Source organism: Citrobacter sp. Cpo090, from assembly GCF_030332665.1.
GTDB classification, from domain to species: domain Bacteria; phylum Pseudomonadota; class Gammaproteobacteria; order Enterobacterales; family Enterobacteriaceae; genus Citrobacter; species Citrobacter portucalensis.
Window position 1 is genome coordinate 57,967 of record NZ_JAOWHK010000034.1, and the last position, 25,380, is coordinate 83,346.

Sequence of the window (25,380 nt, forward strand, 5' to 3'; positions counted from 1 at the left end):
TCCTTTGTTGGCAGATTGATTATGCCGGAGGATCTCTAAATGCGAATGGCTCGATTATGCGGGATACTTACATATGCTGTAAGCCTCTTTATTCTGATTGTTGCAGAATAAGCCCAGTAAAATACGGGCTTATAAACGATGGCTTGTCTGATGACTACATAAGCTGAAACAGCGCCAAGCCGAGCGTGAAAGCGAAATCAGCCACCTGCGGGCGCGGCTGGATAAACTTCGGTCATCGTTACGAATAGTATTCCGCCGTATCACACAGATGGAAGCTGACCTGAGCCGGCTTCAACAGGAAAGCTGATAGCCTTACAGGCCAAGTTTATGACCTTGGCGGTGCAGCGCCTGTAGCCTCAGACCGCACCCGTAAACCGTTCCCCGAATCACCCCTCCAGGATGAAAACCGGTTGTTACCCGCAGAACTCTGTTGCTCGGACTGCGGTGGTCCTCGGAACTATCTGGTAGAAGATGCTGCCGAGCAAGTGGAGTTGATACGCAGCACTTTCCGGGTTATTGGGACGGTATGTGAAAAACATGTTTGTTACTTAGTGTGATGCCACCTTGCAAGCCCCATAATGTTCTGCAGGCATTCGTATGCAAGGTTCAACGAGCTCTACTGCGAAGCTCATATAAAGGAAGCAGCATGCTGGACTAATGCCCGACATAAAATCCATGATGTTCACGTTCGCGCTTACTCAATCCTCATAAATATAGTACTGATGCGGTTCGATCAGTTGTACGCTGTCGAGGCAGGTAAAAGGGAAATGCCTACAGAAGGCGCCTTGCCGTGCGACAGACGAAAACGCTCTCAAGACTTTCAGAGCTGGCAAAGGCGCTCGCCTACATCCTTGGCCAGAACGATAGCGATGACTTTTATTACGTCCTGGGATATGTATATGAAGATCTATTTGACAAAAGCTTACATAAAGTTGATAACTATGGTTATTATATTCATGGATTTTAAGTTTAGTTATTTTTGGAATTCTTTTTATTTTTAACAAAACTGGAGTTTTTTATTAATTGTTTACTTTAAAATAAATCTAATATTTATTAACTATTTTTCATTGATAAAAAAACAGTTAAATTCCACAAAATGCTTTCTTGTTGGTTCCATGTACCATAATTTACATTTTTTGCCATATGTTATCCTGTCAAACAAGTGTTTGGTGGAGTTATTAGCTATTTTTTATAGATGTATTTTTATGATTTAAGCTTTATTTTTCTTTTTCAGTTATTTTAGAATTATCTCGAAAAGTGTTGTTGGCTTGTATTTAGTTGAGGGTGTATGGACTCCTTGGGCAAAGATGAATATTTGTTTAGAGAAAAACCCGGACACCTTATAAGAGGAATGATTCACAAAGAACATTTCAGATTACTTGTAGAAGTGTCCAATATCCGCAGTGCAAAAGTAATTTATGCGCTAGAGGGTTATCTTGTAAATGGAATGACTATTAAAAATGTATGCGATAATTATGGGGTAGCCACTTCTTACTTCAACACGGCGTTACGGAGAATGCAAGAAATTAGTTATTGTATTGCATGCATGGTTCAATATTATAGTCAGAAGATAAATTGCCTTAAAACTACAGATTTATAGGCTAGCAGTGTTTTGTCGATTTTATGTCAAAGAAAGGAACAATGATAAAGTTAATTGTTACAATCTTGGTGACGGCATTTGCTATTTTTACCAGTACTACGAGAGCTAATATTCATCGGATTGTCTTCAATGCAGATGTAGTCGCATCCGCGTGTCATGCTGTTGTTGATGCTGATGGCATTGGAAATAATAATCTGACGTTTGAAACGTATAGAAAGTCGAGTGGGAATCCTGTTTCTCCGGGTACGTTTACTATACGTCTGTATGAATCCGGCTCTTCTATTCAGGGATGCTCAGCATTTTTAGCTGGGCAAGTAGCGACGCTACAATTTGGTAATGCGGGACAGCTTGATAGTGCAGGTGTTATTACTCAAGGTGCGGGCGATGGAGTAAGAATTGACGTCCGTGCAAAGGATACTCAGGCTGATTATCGTGATCGATTGACAGACAGTAATAATACGATCAATTACCCGATTAATTTTGCGTCTAATGGGCAGTTTAAATTTGAGGCAAAACCCATTATCCCTAATGATGTTCGTTCTGGTGAATATAGTGGTGCATTGTCATTTGTCGTGACTTACAACTAAAGAGGAATAATGAAAATATATTCTTTTTTTAGAAGGAACACGTTTAAATTATCACGAATGGCAATGGCTGTAAGTTTTGCCATAATAACACAAACAGTTAATGCCTCTGAGAAACTTGATATGTCTTTTATTCAAGGTGGGCATAATGTTGATAAAGAAGCATGGAGTATGTTGAATGGAAACTTTATACCTGGACGCTACTTAGTTGATGTTATTGTTAACGGGAAAACTTATGGGAAACAGATCCTGGATGTCTCACCAAATGACAGCGATGGATTATGTCTGACGGAGGAATGGCTTAATAAATCAAATATATTTATCAGTTCCTCTTATTTTAAAGAGGGATATGATACATCCCGGCAGTGTTATAACTTGTCAAAAGGTGTATCAACAAAGGTCGAACTGGATGTACCAACACAGACACTGACTTTTAATATCCCTCAGCAGGGACTGGCTGAAGCACCAGAAAATATAGAATGGGATTATGGAACCTCGGCATTTCGCATGAATTATAATATTAATGCGAATACTGGGCGTAATTATTCCAGTGCGTTTGGCTCTGCTGCATTAAAAGCGAATATTGGCAATTGGGTTGTCAATTCAACAGCAACATCAACCGCAGGAGACAGTGGATATCATTCCTCAATAGATATGTTTACTGCTACCAGAGCAATACGCTTTTTGCGAGCCGATCTCGCGGCAGGAAAAGTGAATGCCGGTGATAGTTTACTGGGAAGCTCTGGAATGTATGGTATCTCGCTTACGCGAAATAACAGTATGAAACCAGGGAATTTAGGTTATACGCCGGTTTTTTCTGGGATTGCAAATGGTCCATCGCGTGTGACGTTGAGCCAGGAAGGACGCATATTATACTCAGAAATTATGCCTGCTGGGCCGTTTTCTATTACCGACGTATCACTGTATACCAGCGGTGATGTGAAAATGACCATTACTGGAGAAGATGGTCATGAGCATGTGCAGGTTTTTCCTATGACCGTGATGACCGGCTTGTTGAATCCAGGGCAACATGAATTCAGTATTGCAGGCGGGGTTGCAGACGATAACAGCGATCTGGAAGGGGGAATATTCTCTGCATCATATGGGTATGGCCTAAATGGACTGACTCTAAGGAGTGGTGTCGTCCTGAATCAGGACTATCAGGGCGTCAGTGCTGGAGTCGTCACAAGTCTGGGGAAACTAGGCGCTGTATCAGCAGACGGAGCATGGTCTGTTGCAAAATATGATACGCAGCCATCACGAAGTGGTAGTAAGACGAGGGTAGCGTGGTCAAAGAAATTAGAGTCTACAGGAACTGGGCTCAGGGTGAATTGGTCCAGGACGCAGAATGATGAGTTCACCGAGTTAAGTGGGTTCGATCCAACAGATATTTGGTTGAAAGATAAAAAAGGTCGCCATGTACGAGATGAATGGAATGTTGGGATCAGCCAACCGGTAAAAGGACTTTTCAGCCTTTCTGCATCTGCGTGGCAAAGGGATTATCACAATTACACGGGAAAAGATGCAGGTTTATCCGGTTCATTGAGTACCCAGGTCGCTGGAGTCAGTTTAAATCTGGGCGCAACAGCCTCCAGAAATACACAAGGAAAGGAAGATTGGGCTGTTTCAGCTTCCGTTTCGGTACCTTTTACTTTGTTTGACCAGCGGTACAGTTCAAGTTCGTCAGTGACCAGCAGCAAAGGACAAGGCGTTGGCTTTAGCTCAGGAGTATCTGGTTCATTGAACGATAAATTCAGTTACGGAATTAACGGAGGCCGTGACAGTAGTGGGAGTACAACTTCCGGACTGAATATGTCTTATAGCGGTGACAAAGTATCTTTGGGTGGGGCTCTTAACCACTCATCGGATAGCGGTACAAATGGTTCTGTTTCATTAAGTGGTTCTGTACTGGCGGTCCCCGCGGCCCGTAGCGTAATGTTTAGTAAGACAATCAGTGAAACTGTAGCTGTCGTGGGTGTTAAAGATACGCCGGGTGTAAAAGTTACTTCCGGTACTGGGGGGACAGATGCAAATGGAAATCTGGTTGTTCCACTTAGTAGTTATGACTGGAACTCCATCACAATTGATGCAGGTTCCTTACCAACGGATACAGAACTGACTACAACCAGCAAAAAGGTTGTCCCAGCGGATAAAGCTGTTGTATGGATGCCGTTTGAGCCGGTCAAAGTTAAACGTTATCTGCTGCAGGTTAAGCAGAAAAATGGAAAGTTTGTAGAAGGTGGTACTTGGGCGAGGGATAGCCGAAACACGCCTCTGGGATTTGTAGCAAACAACGGTGTGCTGATGATAAATGCTGTGGATACTTTAGGTGATATAACGTTAGGGACATGTCGAATTCCAGCCACCAAATTCAAAGAAACTGAAAAATTACAGGAGATCACTTGTGAGTAAGATTAAATACACTTTGAACTTTGGGAAGCGATCCTTATGGGGAATGATGCTGGTCATGTTAGTGTCATCACAAGCGGCTTTTGCATCATTATCTGCAGACCAGACTCGCTATATTTTTCGTGGAGACAAAGACTCTTTAACGGTTACTGTCACGAATAATAATAAAGAGCATACATTCGGTGGACAGGCATGGGTGGATAATATTGTAGAGAAAGATACACGTCCAACCTTCGTAGTAACACCTTCGTTTTTTAAGGTAGCACCAGGAGGACAGCAAGCATTACGTATTATTATGGCATCAGATCATCTTCCTACAGATAAAGAGTCAGTCTACTGGCTTAATATTCAGGATATTCCGCCTGCGATGGAAGGGAGTGGTTTGGCCATTGCATTGCGGTCTAAACTTAAATTATTTTACCGCCCTAAGGCATTGATTGAAGGGCGTAAGGGTGCAGAAGAAGGGCTCTCAGTGCAGGAACGGTCTGGCACTACCGTGTTAGTTAATAGCACCCCTTATATTTTTGCCATTGGATCTCTACTTGATGAAAAAGGGAAAAAGTTAACAGTAAATCGCGATACGGCCCAGAAATTGCTTATGTTTATGCCGGGTGATGAAGTTGCCATTCCTGGTTTGAAAGTAGCAAAAGTTGAGTCTTTAGATGATTATGGAGAACTAAAGGTTTGGAATATTAACGGTAAAAATACCAGTGGTGAAAATAAAAAATAACCACACAAAAAACCAGATATAAATAATTAAGGGCGTACCTATGATATATAAGTCCTTGTCTATTGCATTGCTATTAGTAGCATCGATGTTTAATCACGCTTTCGCTGCCACTAATGAAGTCAGTGAAAAGGTATTTAACCTTGGTGTTTTAAATGGTCAGGTTCAAGGAGGGAATATGGTTAAGGTCAATAGAACCCTTCCTGATCCTGTAATTTATCGACGAGAGTTAAGGGAGAATGCACCGGGTACCATTATTATTAGAGATGCAACAGCAAGGACTGCATCTGATGGAGCAGCAATTATAACAGTACAAAATATGCTTCCTGGAGGACAGCAGAATGTATATGTAACACTTAATATAACCCTGTATATTGACAGTAAAAAGACGCCGTTAAACTTTAGTTCTCGTGGTGAAGATATTGTTATCAATGTTCCTGCTGATGGGGAGATTGCAGAGCTACGAAGTGATGCACCGGCAGAATTACAGGTTCCGGCAAATTACAGAGGGAATATTAGGGTGGAAATGCAAATTGAAGATGAATAAAGTAACAAACAAAGTCACTAAATACGAATAATGGAATGGATAAAAAGCAGAGAATATAATGTATTATTGGGCCAATTCCTCCCAGGTATTAATCAGTAATACTTGCGAAATGCAAGAAGGAGATTCATGTGAATTTCTGTTAGCTATTTGACTTGTCATCGAAGGAAGAGTAATGAAAATGAGAGTAAGTAAAGTCGTCTTATTGCCCGTATTTATTTTGTTTTACTCTGTCAGTGCATTATCAAATATCCTTGATGGCGGAGAGATAAGATTTCGAGGTTTTATTACAGATGATGCACCTAAATGGACATGGCGAGTGGCATCTCCAGATCAATCTTGGGACGTAGATACAGGAGATGCTCGAGAAGAAAGAGGTCAGCTCATCTTCAATCTTAAGAGCAGGGGGAGTATCCCATTTCTTGAAGGACACTTACATGAGGTAGCTGAGCGAGGCGGGCCGGGTTTTACTCCTTATGTCACATATAGTAGTGGAGCTCAATCACTTATCTCTCTTGACGGCGACAATACGACAAGGCAGCGATTCAGGGCTTCTATACCTGTCCGTGATCCTGAAAACAATAAAAATGTAGGCAATCTGGAATTTACAATAGAACAAGGGATGGCGATTGCTGTGGGAGTTCAGGAGGAAGATGTCCCCTTTAGCCCAGGAATGTTTTTAGTGAGTGGAGAAAGTCTATCTGATGTTAATCCTGATAAATTATCTCCAGAATTAATGAATCGTCTTTCCAATTTATTAATGATGAATAAGAAGCTTGGAATCGGAATATCGGCAACCAGTAATAAAAAGGTTATTTCCCAAGGTATGCTTTCTGATGGAAGAGTGCAAAATATAGCTGCAGCTTTTGCTTCTGCCTTGTCGGATTTCAAACTGTATCTGCCGTCTGAAAATACTCCGGCACAGTGGCATGCGACACTGAATGTAACCGTCGTTGTACATTAATTATGGTTGAATGTAGATGATCAAATTACATACTTTAGTATTGGGGGTTGTTTGTCTGTGTTCTTCTTACGCATTAGCTCAATGGAGCTCACCGGGACATGATTTTAATGGTGGGATTAACTTGGGTGGGCAGGTGACAAGTAACCGCAATCCTTGGGTCTGGCGGTTAGGAGGGAATACAGATGTCCCTGCTCTTAAGGAGAAATCAAGGCATGCTGATGGCCATTGGACAGTTCCTTTACCAGCATCGACCATCCTGTTAGGAAAAACCATCCGAACAGTGCCTTCTGGAAGAGATGGACTTATGCCAGTCATAAGGATTGGAAAGGCAGAGTTGGGGCATGTGCTGAAGTGGATAGAGCCAGGTGTGGCATTGGTTACTCTACCGGTGCACGATGACGAAAAAGAAAACAAAGGTACATTCACTTTTAAGGTGAAAGTGACTGCGCTTTTAAAGTCTGTATCGGAGGGACAAGAGAAGTATTACGGGCTCTATAATGATACAAATGGCAATGGTTTTCCAGAGCGCGATTATATAACGCCGCCAAACCAAACTGTGGCTGAATTAAAAAAATTATTTATTACAGAACCCCCATTATGGCTCGAAAAGAATATCTCTGTTTCTGATATTACAGGAGTGAGTAAATTTACAGACAGTTCACTTCGTCATTTAGATGGCGTATACGGTGCTCAGATAGTGCCAGATAGCGGTGAATTACAATTTCGGTCAGGCACTCTGCCTTCGCAGTGGCATGTGTCATTACCCGTTAGTATAGAGTACCAATAGGGAGATAAGTATGCGTTTATCTATAATAGTTATTGCGGCTATAGCATTGAATATTTCTTCCGCATATAGTTCGCAATACTCAACGGGTAATGGACACTGGCAGAGGGGGATGTTTACTGGCGCAACAGAGTTTGGTGGTAAGGTAAGTGTACAGGATGTTATTTGGCAGTGGTTCCCTCGCCCTGTTTTGCTAGATACAGTTCATCCAAGTGCAGGAGAATTAAAATATACAAATACAGGTGTCGTATACGAGGGAGGTAAAGAACAGCGATATATTGTGCTAGAAGGCAGAACATCAGATCTTGTTAAACGCCCAAAACCGGGGATCAAACCTGTTATTAAATTTCTGGAAACTGATTTATTACATATTCCCGTTAAGGGAGAGTTGGATAATGGGGAAGTTCGCTATGGAGAAATGACGTTTAAAATTATGCAAACACCTGTGTATCAGGATAAAACAATGAGTAATGGCTGGGTCGCTCAGCCGGAATTATCCAAAGAAGAGGTGGAGGTTATTCGTTCTATAATGGCTGATATCCCTGGATACTCATACACGAATAAACAGGATCTAAGTCAGGGCGTAGATAGTAGTATGTTTAATTATCATTTTAATGAACAATCAGAAGGCAATATAGTGGATTTTGCCGGAGGGTGGTTGACAACTATTAAAGATATTCGTTTTTATATTCCCAGTGCAGATGATAAGTTAAATCGCTGGCAAGGTGTACTATCTCCGGTAGTGTTTTATTTTTAATCGAGAGTATGTGTAGCTAGGTATATCATTTTTATCCATATATTATTTTTTATATTTATGTGTACTGTAATGGCTCTAACCTATATTGCTGGTTTATAGACAGTCTAACTGTGTTGTCAGGGATAAAAATAGAAATGAGAAGGATATCAATAACATGTTTTTATAATCCACCTTATAAACTGGAACCTGGAAGAGTGGATAAAGAACATCTTGATATTTTAATCGATATATCACCAATAAGGAGTGGTAAGATTATAATCGCACTGAGCGAATATTATATTAATGGAATGAAAAGGAGGGTTATTTGTGAAAAATATGGAGTAAATCCCGGTTATTTATCTTTAAAAATAAGGGAGGTGCAGGATTTGAATTGTCGCATATATAAATTGCTTCCTTTTTATATAGATAAAATGACATCGCTTATTCCTGATTAAACATCTGTAAGTGAAATTGGATTATATAGATATATCATAATAATGTTTTTGTGGTGTGAACATAAAACGCATCTGTTTTTTAAAATGGATGGGTTTTATGGTGACTCCACCAAGCAATACTTTGTTTATCAAATAGAGGATATTTATTATGAAAAAAACATTAATTGCACTTTGTGTTGCTATGGCTTCTGGTTCAGCGATGGCATGGACTACTGGTGATTTTAACGGCAGTGTTGATATCGGTGGTACCATTGAGAAAACTGACTATAAAGCTAAATGGCAGTGGAAAACTGGTGATGGTTTTAATACTTTTGAGAATACGACCAACGAGTTGAGAAGTAATGGTACCAAGTTAGTTATCGCAATTACTGAAGATAAACCGATTCTTTTGGGTAAAACTTCAGAGGCATTCTCATCATCAGTTGGAGGTGCTGCTGCTGTGCCTAATATCGTTTTCAAGGGGTATGACGGTAACGAGGTTTCTCTTTTGGCATCTGGTTCTGGTGGTGATGGTACACACTATCTGGAACTGCCAATTCATAATGGCGATGCGCAGGATAAAATTGGCACACTTCGTGTGAATGTCACTGCTGCTGGCGTTGTAGCGAAAGAAGCTGATAGTGATATTCAGCTTAACAGTCTGCACTCAACTCAAAGCAGCGAAGTTTTCTTTGGGGGGCTTGTTTCTAATGCTGTTGTCGATTCTGCAACAGTCGCTGCAGCCACCACTGCGAAGTTTGGTAGTCTCAGTGCTTCAGAATTACAAAAACAAGTACAGGATGTTAGCGGCACCACACTACCATTGACCGAAGGTACCTCAAAAGCAACGGAGACTCTGGTTGATCAAGATGGCAAAGTCGCGGCTGCGGCATATGCTATGGGAATGGTTCAGGGACAGACTCTGGAGGCAACCTTCGATAATGCTATTACCACCGAGACTGCCTGGAAAGCTCCGATGAATATTGAAGTATCTTATTACTAAGAAATTCTTTATTAATAAGGGAGAGAAAGGATAATGAAACTTCATAAAATAGCGATGCTGATAGCTTGCATTATCTCCACACCAGCACTGGCATGGAGTAATGGTGGAAATTTTGATGGCTCAGTTGATTTTGGTGGTTCTGTTAAACCAGTAGAGTACAGCCAGCTCTGGAGATGGAAAGTGGGAACAGGACTGAATGACTTCAGGAATAATATCTCGGAGATGGCTCAGGATCAGAAAAAGCTAACCATTACCATGGATAGCCCAAAAGGTCTGCTGTACGGTGAAACGGTCGAGGCAATGACCGCGTCTGAAGGTATGGGCGCTATTCCAAATATTGCATTTACAGATTACGAGGATAATACGGTGAGCCTTGAGCAGGACTCCTCCGATAGCGACGGTAGAGGGCATATGACTCTGCCTATCAAGGATGAGCAGAATAATAAGATTGGGACGCTAAAACTGAATGTCACAGCAGTGGGATTAGCAGTAGGTCCTTATTTTGATAATCAAGGAGGCACTATTCTAGCTATGTCTGCGAATGCAAGTACTAATAGTCACGTTCTTTATGGTGGACTATTCGCTAGAAGTATTGGCAATGCTTATTCTACTGGCAATGCTCTTGTATCTACTAAATTTGGTGGAAAATCCCTGAATGATATCAAAGCTGATCTCTGGAGACACCCTGTGGCAGCATCGCTTCCGATGGCAGGTTGGACAGCGATTACATGGGCGAGCCCAGTTGACTTTAAAGAGGGTGAGGATAAATTCCTCCACGGTATTGCTTCAGTTTCTTATGTGATGGGGCTTGATGAGGGTCAGACCATGGAAGCCACTTTTGATAACCCGATTACAGCCACAACCAAGTGGAGTGCACCGTTGAATGTTGCTGTAACTTATAATTAAGTAAAAGATATTACGATGAAAAAGAAAATACCGTTTGGTATTTCGTGAGAGTTCTAATCAATAATGGAAGATATATTGCAATGAAATTTCATAAAATAGCTGTGCTGATGGCTTGCATTATATCCACACCTGCACTGGCATGGAGTAATGGTGGAGATTTTAATGGCTCAGTTGAATTTGGGGGAACTGTCTCACCAGAGAAAAACCCTCAGCTCTGGCAATGGAAAGTCGGTACTGGACTTGGTCAGTTTTATAATGATGCTGAGCATATGTCTGAAAACTTTACCAAGCTAACAATAAATGTCACTGAGGCTCAACCTATTTTGCTTGGTAATACAAAATCAGCTCTAGTAGCCTATGATGGAGCTGTAGGAATAACTCCTAAAATTTCATTCACGGATTTTGAAAATAACGAAATAACATTGAATCAGGATCAATCTAGTTCTGAAGGGGTAGGTTATTTAGAGTTACCGGTTAAAATCCGTAATGATAATGAAAAAATTGGTACTGTAAAAATTAATGCAAAGGCTGTTGCACTAGGGGTGGTTTCACTTAAAGATTATAGTAGCACACCCTATTTATTTTCGGCCATGTCTTTAAAGGCAAGCTCTGATGATCATCTCTTTTATGGGGCATTGTTTAACAGAAGCATTGCTGATGGATATGGAAAAGGTAATGCTTTAACAAGTGCATTTGGCAATGCAAGCTTAAATGACTTAAAAAATGTATTATCTGCTCACCCCCTTATTACGTATGGGCCATGGCTTCAAGCTGCTGATAATTATATCAGATTAAGTCATGATGGGGCAGGAGTCAGTGCACATGAAGGTGTAGTGACTGCTTCGTATTCTTTGGGTATTGATGCAGGACAGACTCTGGAATTGGAATTTGATAAACCAATTGCTTCCACCACTGAGTGGAGTGCTCCGCTTAATATTGCAGTAACCTATAATTAAGAAAAGGAAATCGTAATGAAAAAGAAAGTACTGTTTGGCATTACTGCCCTTACTATGAGCTTTGCCACATTAGCCGGAGGTCCAGTCTGGTCACCAAGTGTTACTCCTGGGCATTGCCTTAAAAACTCGCCCACACCACAGGAAGATGTGGTATGGAATGATATTCCGGCCTGCAATGAGGTCATCAGCAAGGGTTATGCGAGTGGCGTTTATATTAACGGTACCCTTGTCTATGAAGGTGGCCAGATTACCCGCGGATACAGTGGTTTCTTAAGACCAGGGCAGAATGTAAAGATGGATTACCCGAAAGTTATCGATGGTAAGAAGTTCCAGGGACTTGCCGCAACTAACCATCAGTGGCTTAAGTAATTGAATCTCGGGCAGCTAAGCTGCCCGAGCTAAAGAAAATATTATCCGCTGCTATATGTGGTCGAGTGTATTTATCCTTAGTAAGGAAAATTTGATAGTCCTATTCTAGCCACAACTGAATGGAAGGCACCACTTAATGTTGCCGTAACTTATAATTAAGATAAAGGAGATTATGATGAAAAAGAAAGCATTACTGGGTATTACAGCCCTGACTATGAGCTTTGCCACATTAGCCGGAGGTCCAGTCTGGTCACCAAGTGTTACTCCTGGACATTGTCTTAAAAACTCGCCCACACCACAGGAAGATGTGGTGTGGAATGATATTCCGGCCTGTAATGAGGTTATCAGCAAGGGATACGCGAGTGGGGTTTATATTAACGGTACCCTTGTCTATGAAGGTGGCCAGATTACCCGCGGATACAGTGGTTTCTTAAGACCAGGGCAGAATGTAAAGATGGATTACCCGAAAGTTATCGATGGTAAGAAGTTCCAGGGACTTGCCGCAACTAATCATCAGTGGCTTAAATAATTGAATCTCGGGCAGCTTAGCTGCCCGAGCTAAAGAAATTATTTATCAGTAATGGGTATGCAGATGGTACCTGTGCCAGTAGTATACCTGTCTACCAAGCTGGTCAGCTCACTCGCGAATACGGCATTTTTTACAATCCGGGCAGAATGTTAAAATGGACTATCCGAAGGAAATTGACGGTAAGAAATTTACCGGTACTGTTTACAGTCACTATCAGTGGTTTACTAACTAAATTATAGAATGTTTATACAACCTAATTAATGTAATGTATTTATCAGAATCCATAAACAATATTATAGAAAATATTAAAAATGTTGTTTTTATGATGTCGTTTCTTGTTATTGGTTTTACCGGTATAACTTTAACAGATTCGATGATATATAGCACATCCCTTCAGGCACAAGCTGAATTGAATGTTAATGGAGATGAAGTGCTTAGTGTGGACTTTAGTAAGCCTTATTCTGGTAAAAAAATAGAGATGCTATTCAATGACAAAGCATATACACTCTCTAAAATAAAAGAGATGTTTTTTTTCATTGGGTCATCTCCATTCTCCGACGATATGAAACTAGTTGTTGGGGTCGATAAACATAAATTTAATAACCTTTTGCCGGACAATAAATTGGAATTTAAAGGTTCTGTAATAATAGTACCCAATGATGCTCCCTTCAATAAAGGGGAGAATATTTTTTTAAATGGAGTTCCTTTTAAAGTCATCGGTAAAGTAAAACGAAAAAAAACTGATTTTTTAGATAGCTTAGGAATATCGACTGCAAAATTTAATTCGAAATACTTAATCCCTCTAGAAACAATGTATAGATTAGTATTGGATGACCATATTAGTAGTGTAGACTTTATAAAAAAAGAACAAATAGCGCCAGAAGATATTGCTCTCGTAAAAAAAGTGCTTTCGGATAACGATGTCAATGATTTTTCCATTCACTCAGTACTTGACGCTAAAGAAACTGTAAAAAAAGTATTTGACAGATTTTCTATTCTTACAAACTCAGTCTATATATTGCTAACTATTATGGTGGTGGTTATTATTGTGGTCTCTTGCCGGAAAATATTTCAGAGTAGAACCATAGAGTTTTCTTTAAAAATAATACATGGTATAGATAAAAAAATAATAATACGCATTGTGATAGTCGAAGTTGTACTAATAATTTTAGCTAGTATTTTGATGTCAACATTTTTGACGACAATGCTAATACATATATTATCGAGAATCTTTGAAATAAAAATGCATGTTAGATTATTTATGATATCTGCGTCTTTTATAATTGTGGTTATCTCTTGTTATCTTACCAGCATTTTTTCTGGCAACCAATTTTTCAAAATCAACCCAGTTAAGTTAATAAAAAATAGTTTATGAAATTATCAATGCTTATAATATTTCTTACGCTCCCTTTACATACTTATGCAAGTATAAATGATTCATGTTTTATAGAGAATTACTTTAAAAAAACAGAATCGTATAAAAACATTACAATTGATAAGGAACGTTTATTGCTTGAGAGGAATATTAATGATTTATCATTATTACCTAACATTTATATAGGCTCCAGTCAGCAAAGTAGCAATACGCGGTCATTTAAGTCTATTGATGAAAGCGGATTATATGCTGGAATATCACAAAGCCTTTATGAGGGAAATAAGTATAAAAAAAATAAAGAAAAAATTGATATTGAATTAAATAATAGTAATCTGCAAGTTTTTGACAAAAAGAATACATATGTCATAAATTTATATCGTGCGGTTACCGATTACAAATATAAAATCGACTTACGTGATTTGTATCAATCACAACTCGACAAACACAGAGTTCAATTTAGGGTATCAAAAGCAAACTTTGAGGCAGGGGAGATAGCTGCGATTGAGCATGAGATTGTAAGCCACAGAGAAAAAGAGATCCTTAATAACATCATTAATATTGAGAGTGAGATTATTCAAGCAGAATTGGATTTACATGCGGAGTATAATATTCCGGCGGATTTATTGGAGAGTATAAATTATGAGATGATTGTCTCTTGCAAAGCTAAGAGTATGAATAATCTATTAACCGAAAATAGAGTACTTGATCTTGAAAGAGAAAAGCTAAATTATGATATTGACATTGCTTCATTGCAGCCATCTGTAAGCTTATCTCTCAATGTCAGTCCTCCAGAATCAGGAACATGGAACGATTTATCGCTAAGCAAGGCAAATTTTGGTCTATCTATTACTACTTCGGTCCCATTAAGTGGGTTATTCTCGGTAAATTCCTATAAAAACAAACATGGATTGGCCGTAAAAAAAATAAATCAATCTTTCGATGAAAAGCAGAAATTATTACTTCGTGAAAAAGAAAATATACAATCTAAAATTTCTCAGCTTGAGAAAAGCATTTTGTTATTAAAAAGCAAGCTTAAACTTAGCGAGAAAGAAGTAGACTATGTATTAACGAGATTCAAGCAAAAAAAAGAAACAATTATATCCTATTATCGCCAACTTGATGACCTGGAAATGGCAAAAATTAATTTAAAAAAGGAGGAGAGAGAGTATGACTATTATAAGGCCTATCTTAGCTTTCTTGATTAGCTTAACATTATTTCCTGTGCATGCAGACATTTATTATGGGACTCTCAGAGGGGTAAACTTACTTGAACTAAAAAGCCCATACAATGGAGTTGTAAATTTAATACAGTCTAAAAATGAAGGTTTTTATTTTAATGAATCCCCATTTAAAATTGAAAGCTATGAACTTGAATCAAAAAAAAAGATATTGCAGATCAAAATAAATAATTTAAAATCTAGAATTTCACGGCTGGAAAGAGATTATGAAGATACTAAAAAATCATTTTCTCTTGGCTATGTCTCTCGTTCAGAAATGGATGTAAAGGAAGATACTTTTAAAGAAGCAACTATAAATCTTCAAGAACTTCATCTTGAGTTAAAGGCTTTAGAAAGCACTCTTGAACTTGGACACCCCGTAATTAACACTAAATTTATCATTCGTGATATTTATGCAATGGATAACCAGGTGGTAAATACAGGTGACGCAATACTTAGATTAGAAAATATAGATGATTTTCTTATTGATATAAAATATGATCCAGTTACGTTGACTGGTCGCATTCAGGATAAAAAAATATTAGTTAAGTCATTAGTAACAGGTACATCATACGAAGCTTTTGCCAATAAGGTATCTTCATCTGGAGATAACTCATTTCATGGTTCAAAAATTGCCAGTTTGATGATTAAAGAACATTCAGAGGATTTGGTAAATCTTTTAGATAGCGTATTTGAGGTACATATAATTGATTAATTTATACATAAAACACAAGCATTTTGATGAGAGAGAGCTTTTTAATGATTTTCAAATCAAAGTACAAGAAGGAGATTTTATTATCCTTATCGGCCCCTCTGGAGCAGGGAAAAGCACATTGCTTAACATGATCGGTTTGCTCGATCATGATTATGACGGACAATATAAATTCATAAATGAAATAATTCCAAGAAATAGTTTCTTGCGTGCATTTGAGCTCCGAAGGGATTATTTTGGCTATGTGTTTCAAAATTCACTTATCAATGATAAACAATCTATAATGAGGAATCTTCTTTGTTCTGTTAACTTCGCTAAACTTTCAAGAGCAAAGTTTATTGCCCCTTCTGTACTTAGTATGGTTGGTCTTGATCACCGAAATGGCCTTGCGTCTTTGTTATCTGGCGGGGAAAAGCAACGATTGGCATTAGCAAGAGCTCTAATCAAAGAGCCAAGGATTCTTCTCGCTGATGAGCCAACAGCAAGTCTTGATAAGGATAATAAAATTAAAGTTATGGATATTATTAAAAACTTTAATAAAACAGGAGGTACAGTCATTATGGTTACTCATGATACTGCTTTAATTTCAAAAAACATGAAAGTCATCAACATTAATAGCTAATGTATATTATATGCTCTATTTTATCATTTTTCTGTTTCTTCTTTGTTATTTTAACTGTTACAAGCGCAATGCTTTCATCCTAAGCATTATGCTTGTACTATTCACATTTATTTTTTTAAACGACATTTTTGGAGCTTTTTTATTCTCTTTTAAACCACATATTTTATTTAACTTTTGGGTTTTTTTGTTTGGCCTTCTTTACTTTGTTTTTTGGTTTGCAAGTTTTTATTGGTTATCGAGATTAGGAATAATAGGTGTTTTTTTACATTCGTTGCTAATGACGGCAATTAGTATTTCTAAGATAATTTTTCCTCTCCATCCTTTTATACTCTTGTATCCACAATTTAATACCTTTCTTCCTGAAACTGATTATGGAATATTAAATCTATTCTTGTTGTTTTTTTTCGTTGGTGTTTTTTTTTGCAATATCCAATTAAAGCTAAAAGGCTTGGTTTTGGTATCATTTTTTTTGGTATGTTTCTTTCATCATAATTCTGCTACAGTTATTAACAATACAAATACCAGACTAGCTATAGTTCAAGTTGGCTTATACTATGAAAAAGGTGGTAATACCTCCGATTTTTTTAGAGACTTATTAAGTTTCCTGAAAAAAAATACAGATATTGATGCCGTTGTTTTTTCAGAGAATAACCTTTACTCTTATAAAAAAGAGCATAATCAAAAGCTAACTGAAGAACTTATTGACAATATAATTAGCTCAAAAATTCACGAGAAATATCACTTATTTCTATCTTTTAGTGGTTTTAAAGATATTAACAATGTTGTCACGTATTATCACCATAAAAGCAAAGTATTATTCAACCAAAAAAAAACATTAATCCCTTTCATTGAAAAGAAAGGCCTTTTAAATAATAAAGAATCTATGCAATCCAATTATTTCCATATAGATAGTAACCTAGACAATCATTTTTTTGATGTTAAAGATTCTTTAATATCTACATTCATTTGTTATGACGCGTTATTTCCTGGGTTTGCTAAAAAGAAATCTGATATGATTCTTATCCAATCAAATTACAAGCTACTCGATAATGGCTATGGCCACGATAGACTTAAAATTTATGCAACATATTTGGCCAAATTCATTAACGGTTTAAAGAGTAATATTATTGTTAATATACAAAACCATGGTGGAACTGTTATTTTATTTAACGACTGGAGTGTTGATCATGATACTTATATGACATCTTTGTCAGAGCCTTTCTTTATTATTGATACTAAAAATAGCTCCATGGTCATTCAATAGGTATCTGATTGTTAAACTTTAAATGGTAGGTATATTTAATATGGTCTATAATATCTAGCAGATAAGGGAAGGGTAAGAACGTGAGTGATCGCCGTATGCTAAGGGCTATGACCTTAGCATTCACCAAATTGCATTTAACATAATCCTGATTATGCGTACCAACGTTGCAGTAGCTAAATTGAGATGTTTCTCTCTGACCAAATCTGCGCAACAGTCTCACCACAGCGATCAATGATTTCAACGGATGAGACTCATGGCGGCATATGGAACGGATTTTTACTATGAACGAGTGAACCGCCCCAGGATCCTCAGGACGTTATCGATAGATATCATACTACACCTACGCTTCTCGCGGCAAACTGGCACAGATTTCTGACCGACACTGTTGCCGTTTGCTTGAGCGCTACTGCGTACTCGGACTGATTTCGCTGGTTAACCGTCATCGTGGGCAGCCAGGCAACTGATGCCTGGCCTCGCTGAATGAGCGCTGCGTATCATCTGTGAACGCTTAGCCTGTGAAAAGCTTGGAGAGATTCATGATTTATACTTAGTTAAAGAAACAGTTTGTAAACTGATGACACAGCCCCCGTAAGCTGCGACCACCTACATGCACATCAGTCATGTAGGGCCTTGTACCGGCGAGCTGATTCAGATTGATGGTAGCGAATATCACTGGTTTCAGGGGCGTGGGCCAGCCTACAGCCGACGCAGGCTGGCCGGCACTATACACCCGTCCCTGAGCACGAAGCTCATCTGTCAGGCGTGGCGCACCATATCGCTGTTTGCGTCACTGAATGCCTCCCGGACGATGTTATCGCAGACAAGGCGAAACTGCTGATGCGGGCTTATCTGATAACGACGCCGATGCCAGATATACCAGCCGCTACGGGCAACCTGAAATACTGAACTCAGCACGATGTTTTTGATGAAGACATACTTCATTTCAGGCGCTTCGCGAAGTATGTCGCGACCTTTGGTGAATGGCCAGTTCCTTATCCCGCTCTGTCAGTTGTCGCTTCAGACGGGCGATCTCAGCGGACATCTCCTGTTCACGTTCAGAAGATGAGAGCTGATTTCGCTGTCTGCTTCGCCAGTTGTAGAGCTGTGATCCATACAGGTTAAGTTCGCGGGCGGCTGCGGCCACACCAATGCGTTCAGCCAATTTCAGGGCTTACTGACGAAATTGAGGCGTGTGCTGCTTGCGTGTTTTTTGGTAGTCGATGCTTTGTCATGTGAGTCACCTTTGGTTGAGAGTTTACTCACTTAGTCGCGTATCCACTACTGCTGGGTAAGATCACAGTTCAGGGAGCACTTTCACCTAAATAATGGGCGAAAAATCATGGTTTATGACTCCCCGGACGGCACTCGATAAACGGGAAGGCATCAACCAGGGGCAACTCGTTGATAACAAGCAGCTCGGTGTCATGCTTAAACTGGCTCAGGATAAGATGGATGAACTGGAGCGAGTGGAAAGCGGGATGAATTAAAAAGATGCTCAAAAAGCGTGTAAATAGACCTGGTTCCAGGAGCAATTTAGGGGTATCAACCTTTTTCCTGAATCGTTTCGGTCGTTTCCCTCTGTATCTATCCCTTTTCTTCGTATTAGCTATTAGCGAGAGTAAACTTTGGATTATATTTAACCCCGCCATAAAGGGCAGGGTTATGAATCATACTCGGGGGAAAAACTATTTTAATTGGTAATCCAGTTAGCCCACGACGCGCTTGCATTTAATATTGCAACCGCTTTTTTCCCAGGAAGATGAGGTGGAGTATAACCTTGACTTGGGGTAATGAAACCATTAAATGTTACTTCAGAGCCATCCTCATACTTAAATATTCCCTTATATTGAACACCTTTCGCATATCCTGATGTTACAGCATCGTTACAGTCTTTGGTGTTATTCCAGAAGTATGATGAACTTGATGAACTCGACATAATACAAGTAATTGCCGCCACTCTAGGATAATAAGATGGAGCTTCACCACCTGCATGACTTACATTACTGAACATGAATAATGATAGTGATGTGATTAACATTTTTTTTAACATGACATTATCCTTGTATAAATTAATAAAGTTTTAAAAGGGATATGTATTTAGACAAGATTTGGTTTCTCTCAGAATTATATACGAACGGCTTAAATTATTTCATTGTGAATGCATGCCTCATTTCAAATGTTGATGTGTTACGCAAATACAACATAGTATTGCTTTAACCACTTGCATACTATGTTGTTTGTATTTTGAATCACAAATTTGATAATGTTGTATAGAATATATTTATTTAAAATAGGTATATGACACATGATATTTGTATATTACTGATTAATTAATTATTAACAACTTGTCTATTTTTATGTTTTGTAAAGGTATGTGTGTTTTTTGTTTTTTACGTGTTGTTTTTTACATATTATTAGCAATGGATAGCGATAACTCGACAGGACTTAACAGAGCATAGTTGGATTTTTTAAACTGGAGATAACGATAAGTAGTGTGACATTGAATCAAATGAATCGCCACGGATAATCTAGACTATCCCGAGTCGTTGATGGACTGACGCCGCCGAGCCCGGTTATAGAAGACTTCAATGTGATCGAAGATACCCGCCCGGGCCAGATCCCAGATTTTGAATATTCTCTTCCTGATGCGCTCTTTTTTCAGTGAACTGAAGAACGATTCGGCCACCGCATTGACGCTCCTATGTCAAGAGTGGGCGATTGGCGTAGGCGAGGTCCGATAAAATCAATGGATAGAGTTCACGGACAATGTAGCGTTTTAGGCATCTCAGGATCTCTTTGGTCGACAAACCTTCACCAGTCCGCCTGTCGACATAGATTCTTGTGCGCGGATCACTACGCATACGCACAAGGGCTATTGTCCACAGGGCGTTGTTTGCTTCACGTGAGCCGCCACGATTTAATCTGTGTCTGACTGTTTTTCCTGATGATGCTGGTAAAGGATTTACGCCGCAGAGAGATGCCAGAGCCGCTTCATTTTTTAAACGTTCGGGGTTATCACCTGCAACAGCCAGCAGCGTTGCCGCCGTCTGCGGTCCTACCCCAAACTGGCGACGAAGGTTACTGGCATATTTGCGGGTCAGTTTATCCAGTGAATCGTCCAGTTCATTTAGCTCTTCAGTCAGGGCCATCCATCGCTTCGCAAGACTTCGAAGCGTGCTGCACAGGGCTATATTGCCCAGTCATTCACTGTGCCAAATGAAGATGGCGGTTTTAATCAGATACTCAAAGAGTTAAAGCGAAATGAAACTCAATTGATCCTGATGGAAGCCACCGGGGGACTTGAGTCTGGTGTGGCTGGCTATCTTCAGTCTGAAGGCTTTGATGTGGTTGGACAGGCGCGAGATTTTGCCCGCGCAATGGGCTATCTGGCTAAGACCGACCAAATAGATGCCAGAATCCTGCTACAAATGGCAAAAGTTATTAACCAGCATCCTGGCGGGAAAAATATATTCGTCCCTTACCTGATGCTCACAGGCAGTTGCTGGCAGCAATGGTGGTCAGACGCCGACAATTAACGATAATGCTTACAGCTGAGCGAAACAGATTGCATCCATCGCATCCTCAGAATCATGAAAGTATCAGATTTATTATTTCGGTATTGAAAAGTGAAATAGCTCGTATAGAAGCTGAAATGTCAGCCTATATTTCGAAAAATTTCAGTGAATTATCTGCGTTATTGAGCGCCGTTAAAGGTGTTGGTGCAGCGACTGTTGCCGTGCTGCTGGCTGAGGTTCCGGAACTTGGAACGTTGTCACGACGTGAAATTAGTGCGCTTATTGGGGTTGCTCCAGTAAACAGAGATTCCGGCACAATGCGCGGTCGCCGAACGGTATTTGGAGGGCGAGCCTCCGTCCGAACAGCTCTCTATATGTCCGCACTGATCGGGACGAGGCACAACCCAGTAATTAAAGAATTCTATACACGCCTCGTTGCCGCAGGAAAACCAAAAAAGGTTGCACTGACCGCCTGCATCAGAAAACTACTGACCATCCTTAACGCAATGCTGAAAAATAATGAAGCATGGGATCCGTTGTATCACCAACATCATGGGTAACTTTCATAAATGAATAATGCGCTTTGCAATATCCACCACTCACATGTCTTGTCGGGCATTATCAAATATCACTTTCAGCTCACCTCTTTGTACAACCGAAGAAGACACGCGAACAAATACCGCACCTGAAGGATAAGATGGGTATTGTTAGGGACACAGGTGTTTTTTTAGACTAAAGCTGAGAGTGCAATCATGAATATTCCTGTAAAAATCATTGCATCTGCTACCAATTTTTTCGAGTACATATCTGCCAAGTATGCAATGAATAAGCAAAGGATCCCGCTTAACACAATCCATATACCCATGAATTTCCTCCCTATTTACGTACCTTGCCAAAATTCGGGAATTCTATTAAATTTTGCTAAAAAATTATGCATTGGTCTCATACATGGATACGGATATCCCTCCCGCATAAAAATAACATATTTTTCCTCAACGTTAACTATTTTCACCAGTGAGCCACGATCATCTTTATATCGTTGTTGAGGACTCGGTAAATCATTCGTGTCAAACATACGCACCTATATACAATAGACAAAAAAATCCACCTCTTGAGAGGTGGTTGTCGAAAAGCGCATGAAATATATTTTATTATTGGTTTTATCACCTGCTACATGTGATATGAGCACTAAATATGAGGTGTCGGGTGCCTCCCGAAACAAATCATCTGCCTCAATACGTGATATGTCAGCGGCCTTCGGACGAACTTTTCCCGCCCCCCGTACTTGGGGAACACCTCAATAGTAAATGCACCCCTGGGTTCCTCCCCCAGATAGCCCTTAGCCAGCAACTGGGACTCGTAACGATTTAAACAAACGCAGACCTATGCAGATTTACCTCAAATTACTCTGAGCTTCACTGCATTCATATGGCGTCTCACCGCTTTCTCACCCGAGGTACCCGCATACCGAGTAACGATAAGACGCCATTTGATTACAGTAAAAAGTAGTGGCACAGTGTTTGCAGCTGGTTTTAACTACAAACAGAGGTTGTGTGATAAAAGAGCGTTTCACGCCTCTTAATAAAACCATCCTCATAAACTTTTGTTCATCTATGCCACAAATGAGTTAAAGAGCAATAAAATAACGCAAGTGCTTAGGTGTATGAGAAACAATCCTGTGTCATTACTGCACAAGGATAGAGGTCAGGAATGATTCTCACATTTCTTTCAGGCCACCCTATTTGCCCAAAAGAACTTTGGAGCAGGCAGCGGGAATCGAACCCGCATCATCAGCTTGGAAGGCTGAGGTAATAGCCATTATACGATGTCTGCATACAGTGCCGACTACCGGAATCGAACTGGTGAACTACTGATTACAAGTCAGTTGCTCTACCTACTGAGCTAAGTCGGCATTAATTGGTTATTCAGAGCCAAACTTGACCGAATAATAAAGGTCACCCCCTGTCAGAACCGAGATAGAATGGTACTGATGAAAGAATACATTTCAATGATAACAAACGATAATTTATGTAAAGTTATTTATATTTTTATGTTTATTTAAAACATTAAACACAGATAAAACAATATAATAAAATCTTTCCTTCATATCTCTAGCAACTTGATTAAATCTTTTTTTCTTCCTGCTCAGCATCTATACCAGAGTGGGGGCACTCCAACATTACTCAGTTGGCGTCCAGCTTTTAGAGTGCATTTCAGACATAGCGGGGAGCATTCATGAGTATGTTTTAAGTTTAGCTATGCTGAATACGAAAATACCGAACATACAAATCGGAATTAATTGTTCATTAATTCTTATTAAATTATTAGCTTGGAAAATTGGAGCGGGGGGTTGATCTTCATGTAACCATGGATAATAATTCATCCTTCTGTCTTAATACAGTAAGAATTGGTTTAATTGATTTATATAAACTTTTAAATCAAGAGCATTTCTAATTGAACTTATTGCTATGGTGATTTAACAATGTCTTTGACGTTTTCATACTGCTTTAAAAACCCATTAAAAAACCTCAATAATTTCAAGGGGCGAACTAGAAGAAGGGAGTATTGGTATTACCGTCTTGGCGTTCTGTCATTCATTATATTACCTCTTGTAGTTGGTTTGGTTCTTGCCAGAGTTGATCGAGAAACAGTTAATTCCATATGTGTTATCGTACACGGCTTACTTACTATTTCTGTTACATTTAGACGGTTACATGACACAGATCGCACTGGGTGGTGGTATTTATTGAATTTTATCCCTATCATTGGTGACATTGTTCTGCTTATATTCATGTGTCAAAAAGGAACTGAGGGGGAGAACCGTTTTGGTAAAGATCCCAAATCTGAAGACGAAAGGTCACTTAATGTGGCAGGCGGACATGAGCCAGCAAGTTAACCTGAATAAAATAACGACCCTTGAGAAAACATCCAGCCTGTATCACACAGACAACGACTTCAGGTTGGATGAATTAAAGCAGGGATATATTACTAATTTTTGACCTCATCAAGATGTACTGTAAACCTCGCCCTTCAGGGCGGGGTTGATGTCAATGCACTTAGAAAATAGTGGATACACTCGTTCTGTGCCCGCCAGAGTTTAAAATTTTCTTAATGAACAATATCTTGATACTTTATCATTTTCACAATCGAATAGATAGACAAAGAAATTAATCAACTTTATGAGCATGTGATTTGCATATGAAATTAAAAAATCTATTTTGTATTATTACTCTGGCCTTCATCTTAGCCGGCTGTGATGAAAGCGACGTGAACAAGACCTTGCAAAAAAGAGAAAAAATTCATTCTTCTGAAATTATAAAGGATAAAAGGGAGAATGAAAAAGCAATGCTTAAGCAGATATCTGTTATTAAAATTCCTGATACCGGCCATATGGTGGTTATGAGCAATAAGTCATTACGAGAGTCACGTGATGGTTATTCGACCCAGATCATTGCTGATAGTTTCACTGACTCAGGGCGGATACTTACCCCTCCAAGAGACACTTATATATTAACAAAATATCCGACACAACTTGGGGATATGACTGCCTATGTTACTCCTAATCCTAAGGACGGAAAACGGCACCCTGCTGTAATATGGATATCGGGTGGATATGGTGGATTAAGTGACAGTGAGGATTTTTTTTGGAGAGAACATGACAGAGATAATGACCAAAGCGCCAGTGCATTTCGTAAAGCTGGTCTGGTAGTCATGTTGCCAAGTTTCCGTGGTGAGGATAAAAACCCTGGTCGCTATGAAATGTTCTATGGTGAATTAGATGATATTGAAGCAGCTTATGATTGGTTATCGAAGCAGAGCTATGTCGATCCGGAACGTATCTATCTCGCAGGCCACAGTACTGGCGGTACACGAGTTCTGCTTGCAAGTGAGTATAGTACCAAATTTAGAGGCTATTTCAGCCTTGGGGGAGTACCAGATCTGAAAGCTCGCGTTGAGGGTGGCGAAATGTCGGTAATAGTTCCTTTTAAACGAACTAAACGAGAGTTTCAACTACGCTCTCCTGCCAGATACGTTAAATCGATCAAAAAACCTACATGGTATTTCGAAGGAGAAGAAGCTTATTGGCAAGCATTTGACAATATCGCAAAAATTGCTAACAAAGAAAAAAT

The 25,380-nt window shown here is 39.4% G+C and carries 24 protein-coding genes, 2 tRNA genes and 5 pseudogenes; 24 read left to right on the forward strand and 7 right to left on the reverse strand.

Annotated features, from left to right (window positions below; translation table 11 throughout):
• Positions 1-163 precede the first annotated feature (163 nt).
• The 20 genes and pseudogenes from OGY83_RS25330 to OGY83_RS18100 all read left to right on the forward strand — a co-directional run.
• Positions 164-576 (forward strand): annotated as a pseudogene (locus OGY83_RS25330) (IS66 family transposase); the annotation flags it as partial.
• A gap of 712 nt (positions 577-1,288) precedes the next feature.
• Positions 1,289-1,600 (forward strand): PapB/FocB family fimbrial expression transcriptional regulator, encoded by a 312-nt coding sequence (locus tag OGY83_RS18010; protein ID WP_286636537.1) that lies wholly within the window; start codon positions 1,289-1,291, stop codon positions 1,598-1,600.
• A 41-nt stretch (positions 1,601-1,641) separates the two neighbouring features.
• A complete protein-coding gene (locus tag OGY83_RS18015) occupies positions 1,642-2,187 on the forward strand; it encodes a fimbrial protein (protein ID WP_286636538.1) in 546 nt (181 codons plus the stop codon).
• Between the two features lie 9 nt (positions 2,188-2,196).
• Positions 2,197-4,596 carry a PefC/AfrB family outer membrane usher protein gene (pefC, locus tag OGY83_RS18020; RefSeq protein WP_502873121.1) on the forward strand — a complete coding sequence of 800 codons (2,400 nt, stop codon included), beginning with the start codon at positions 2,197-2,199 and terminating at the stop codon, positions 4,594-4,596.
• A gap of 43 nt (positions 4,597-4,639) precedes the next feature.
• Positions 4,640-5,323 (forward strand): fimbria/pilus periplasmic chaperone, encoded by a 684-nt coding sequence (locus OGY83_RS18025; protein ID WP_286636572.1) that lies wholly within the window; start codon positions 4,640-4,642, stop codon positions 5,321-5,323.
• 40 nt (positions 5,324-5,363) lie between these two features.
• Positions 5,364-5,867 carry a DUF5462 family protein gene (locus tag OGY83_RS18030; RefSeq protein ID WP_286636539.1) on the forward strand — a complete coding sequence of 168 codons (504 nt, stop codon included), beginning with the start codon at positions 5,364-5,366 and terminating at the stop codon, positions 5,865-5,867.
• A 172-nt stretch (positions 5,868-6,039) separates the two neighbouring features.
• A complete protein-coding gene (locus OGY83_RS18035) occupies positions 6,040-6,828 on the forward strand; it encodes a F4 family fimbrial subunit (protein ID WP_286636540.1) in 789 nt (262 codons plus the stop codon).
• Positions 6,829-6,844: 16 nt separating this feature from the next.
• A complete protein-coding gene (locus tag OGY83_RS18040) occupies positions 6,845-7,615 on the forward strand; it encodes a F4 family fimbrial subunit (RefSeq protein WP_286636541.1) in 771 nt (256 codons plus the stop codon).
• A 10-nt stretch (positions 7,616-7,625) separates the two neighbouring features.
• The gene (locus OGY83_RS18045) at positions 7,626-8,369 is read left to right on the forward strand and encodes a hypothetical protein (protein ID WP_286636542.1); all 744 of its coding nucleotides are present in this window, start codon (positions 7,626-7,628) and stop codon (positions 8,367-8,369) included.
• A gap of 134 nt (positions 8,370-8,503) precedes the next feature.
• The gene (locus OGY83_RS18050; protein ID WP_286636543.1) at positions 8,504-8,803 is read left to right on the forward strand and encodes a PapB/FocB family fimbrial expression transcriptional regulator; all 300 of its coding nucleotides are present in this window, start codon (positions 8,504-8,506) and stop codon (positions 8,801-8,803) included.
• 148 nt (positions 8,804-8,951) lie between these two features.
• Positions 8,952-9,785 carry a F4 family fimbrial subunit gene (locus OGY83_RS18055; RefSeq protein ID WP_286636544.1) on the forward strand — a complete coding sequence of 278 codons (834 nt, stop codon included), beginning with the start codon at positions 8,952-8,954 and terminating at the stop codon, positions 9,783-9,785.
• A gap of 33 nt (positions 9,786-9,818) precedes the next feature.
• Positions 9,819-10,691, forward strand: coding sequence for a F4 family fimbrial subunit (locus tag OGY83_RS18060; protein WP_286636545.1), 873 nt, complete (start codon positions 9,819-9,821; stop codon positions 10,689-10,691).
• Positions 10,692-10,771: 80 nt separating this feature from the next.
• Positions 10,772-11,647 (forward strand): F4 family fimbrial subunit, encoded by an 876-nt coding sequence (locus OGY83_RS18065; RefSeq protein WP_286636547.1) that lies wholly within the window; start codon positions 10,772-10,774, stop codon positions 11,645-11,647.
• 15 nt (positions 11,648-11,662) lie between these two features.
• A complete protein-coding gene (locus OGY83_RS18070) occupies positions 11,663-12,016 on the forward strand; it encodes a hypothetical protein (protein WP_286636548.1) in 354 nt (117 codons plus the stop codon).
• A gap of 172 nt (positions 12,017-12,188) precedes the next feature.
• Complete coding sequence (locus OGY83_RS18075; RefSeq protein ID WP_286636550.1) at positions 12,189-12,545, forward strand: hypothetical protein; 357 nt, start codon at positions 12,189-12,191, stop codon at positions 12,543-12,545.
• A 322-nt stretch (positions 12,546-12,867) separates the two neighbouring features.
• A complete protein-coding gene (locus OGY83_RS18080) occupies positions 12,868-13,920 on the forward strand; it encodes an FtsX-like permease family protein (RefSeq protein WP_286636551.1) in 1,053 nt (350 codons plus the stop codon).
• Positions 13,917-15,125 (forward strand): TolC family protein, encoded by a 1,209-nt coding sequence (locus tag OGY83_RS18085; RefSeq protein WP_286636552.1) that lies wholly within the window; start codon positions 13,917-13,919, stop codon positions 15,123-15,125. The genes OGY83_RS18080 and OGY83_RS18085 overlap by 4 nt, the downstream gene beginning before the upstream one ends.
• Positions 15,088-15,852: an efflux RND transporter periplasmic adaptor subunit gene (locus OGY83_RS18090; RefSeq protein WP_286636553.1), complete on the forward strand. Its 765-nt coding sequence runs from the start codon at positions 15,088-15,090 to the stop codon at positions 15,850-15,852. The genes OGY83_RS18085 and OGY83_RS18090 overlap by 38 nt, the downstream gene beginning before the upstream one ends.
• Positions 15,845-16,471, forward strand: a complete 627-nt coding sequence (locus OGY83_RS18095; RefSeq protein ID WP_286636555.1) for an ABC transporter ATP-binding protein — start codon at positions 15,845-15,847, stop codon at positions 16,469-16,471. The genes OGY83_RS18090 and OGY83_RS18095 overlap by 8 nt, the downstream gene beginning before the upstream one ends.
• 88 nt (positions 16,472-16,559) lie before the next feature.
• Positions 16,560-17,735 (forward strand): hypothetical protein, encoded by a 1,176-nt coding sequence (locus OGY83_RS18100; RefSeq protein ID WP_286636556.1) that lies wholly within the window; start codon positions 16,560-16,562, stop codon positions 17,733-17,735.
• Between the two features lie 697 nt (positions 17,736-18,432).
• On the opposite strand, the pseudogene OGY83_RS18105 reads toward OGY83_RS18100, so the two are convergent.
• Positions 18,433-18,957, reverse strand: a pseudogene (locus OGY83_RS18105) (transposase); the annotation flags it as partial.
• Between the two features lie 124 nt (positions 18,958-19,081).
• Between OGY83_RS18105 and OGY83_RS18110 the strand changes: the two are divergent.
• Positions 19,082-19,222 carry a hypothetical protein gene (locus tag OGY83_RS18110; RefSeq protein ID WP_286636557.1) on the forward strand — a complete coding sequence of 47 codons (141 nt, stop codon included), beginning with the start codon at positions 19,082-19,084 and terminating at the stop codon, positions 19,220-19,222.
• A 203-nt stretch (positions 19,223-19,425) separates the two neighbouring features.
• Here the strand turns inward: OGY83_RS18110 and OGY83_RS18115 are convergent, their stop codons facing one another.
• The 3 genes and pseudogenes from OGY83_RS18115 to OGY83_RS18125 form a co-directional block, all read right to left on the reverse strand.
• Entirely contained in the window at positions 19,426-19,785 is a 360-nt protein-coding gene (locus tag OGY83_RS18115) for a hypothetical protein (protein ID WP_286636558.1), read from the reverse strand.
• A 483-nt stretch (positions 19,786-20,268) separates the two neighbouring features.
• Positions 20,269-20,427, reverse strand: a pseudogene (locus OGY83_RS18120) (IS3 family transposase); the annotation flags it as partial.
• 7 nt (positions 20,428-20,434) lie between these two features.
• Positions 20,435-20,926 (reverse strand): annotated as a pseudogene (locus OGY83_RS18125) (transposase); the annotation flags it as partial.
• Here OGY83_RS18125 and OGY83_RS18130 point away from each other — a divergent pair.
• Positions 20,927-21,810, forward strand: a pseudogene (locus tag OGY83_RS18130) (IS110 family RNA-guided transposase); the annotation flags it as partial.
• A gap of 320 nt (positions 21,811-22,130) precedes the next feature.
• Here OGY83_RS18130 and OGY83_RS18135 read toward each other — a convergent pair.
• The 3 genes from OGY83_RS18135 to OGY83_RS18145 form a co-directional block, all read right to left on the reverse strand.
• On the reverse strand, positions 22,131-22,325 hold the full coding sequence (locus OGY83_RS18135; RefSeq protein ID WP_286636561.1) for a DUF4222 domain-containing protein: 195 nt from the start codon (positions 22,323-22,325) through the stop codon (positions 22,131-22,133).
• Between the two features lie 683 nt (positions 22,326-23,008).
• Positions 23,009-23,083, reverse strand: a tRNA-Gly gene (locus OGY83_RS18140).
• A 6-nt stretch (positions 23,084-23,089) separates the two neighbouring features.
• Positions 23,090-23,162, reverse strand: a tRNA-Thr gene (locus OGY83_RS18145).
• A gap of 570 nt (positions 23,163-23,732) precedes the next feature.
• On the opposite strand from OGY83_RS18145, the gene OGY83_RS18150 reads away from it, so the two are divergent.
• Entirely contained in the window at positions 23,733-24,146 is a 414-nt protein-coding gene (locus tag OGY83_RS18150; RefSeq protein WP_286636563.1) for a DUF805 domain-containing protein, read from the forward strand.
• 302 nt (positions 24,147-24,448) lie between these two features.
• On the forward strand, positions 24,449-25,380 hold a 932-nt coding region (locus tag OGY83_RS18155), incomplete at its 3' end, for an alpha/beta hydrolase family protein (protein WP_286636564.1).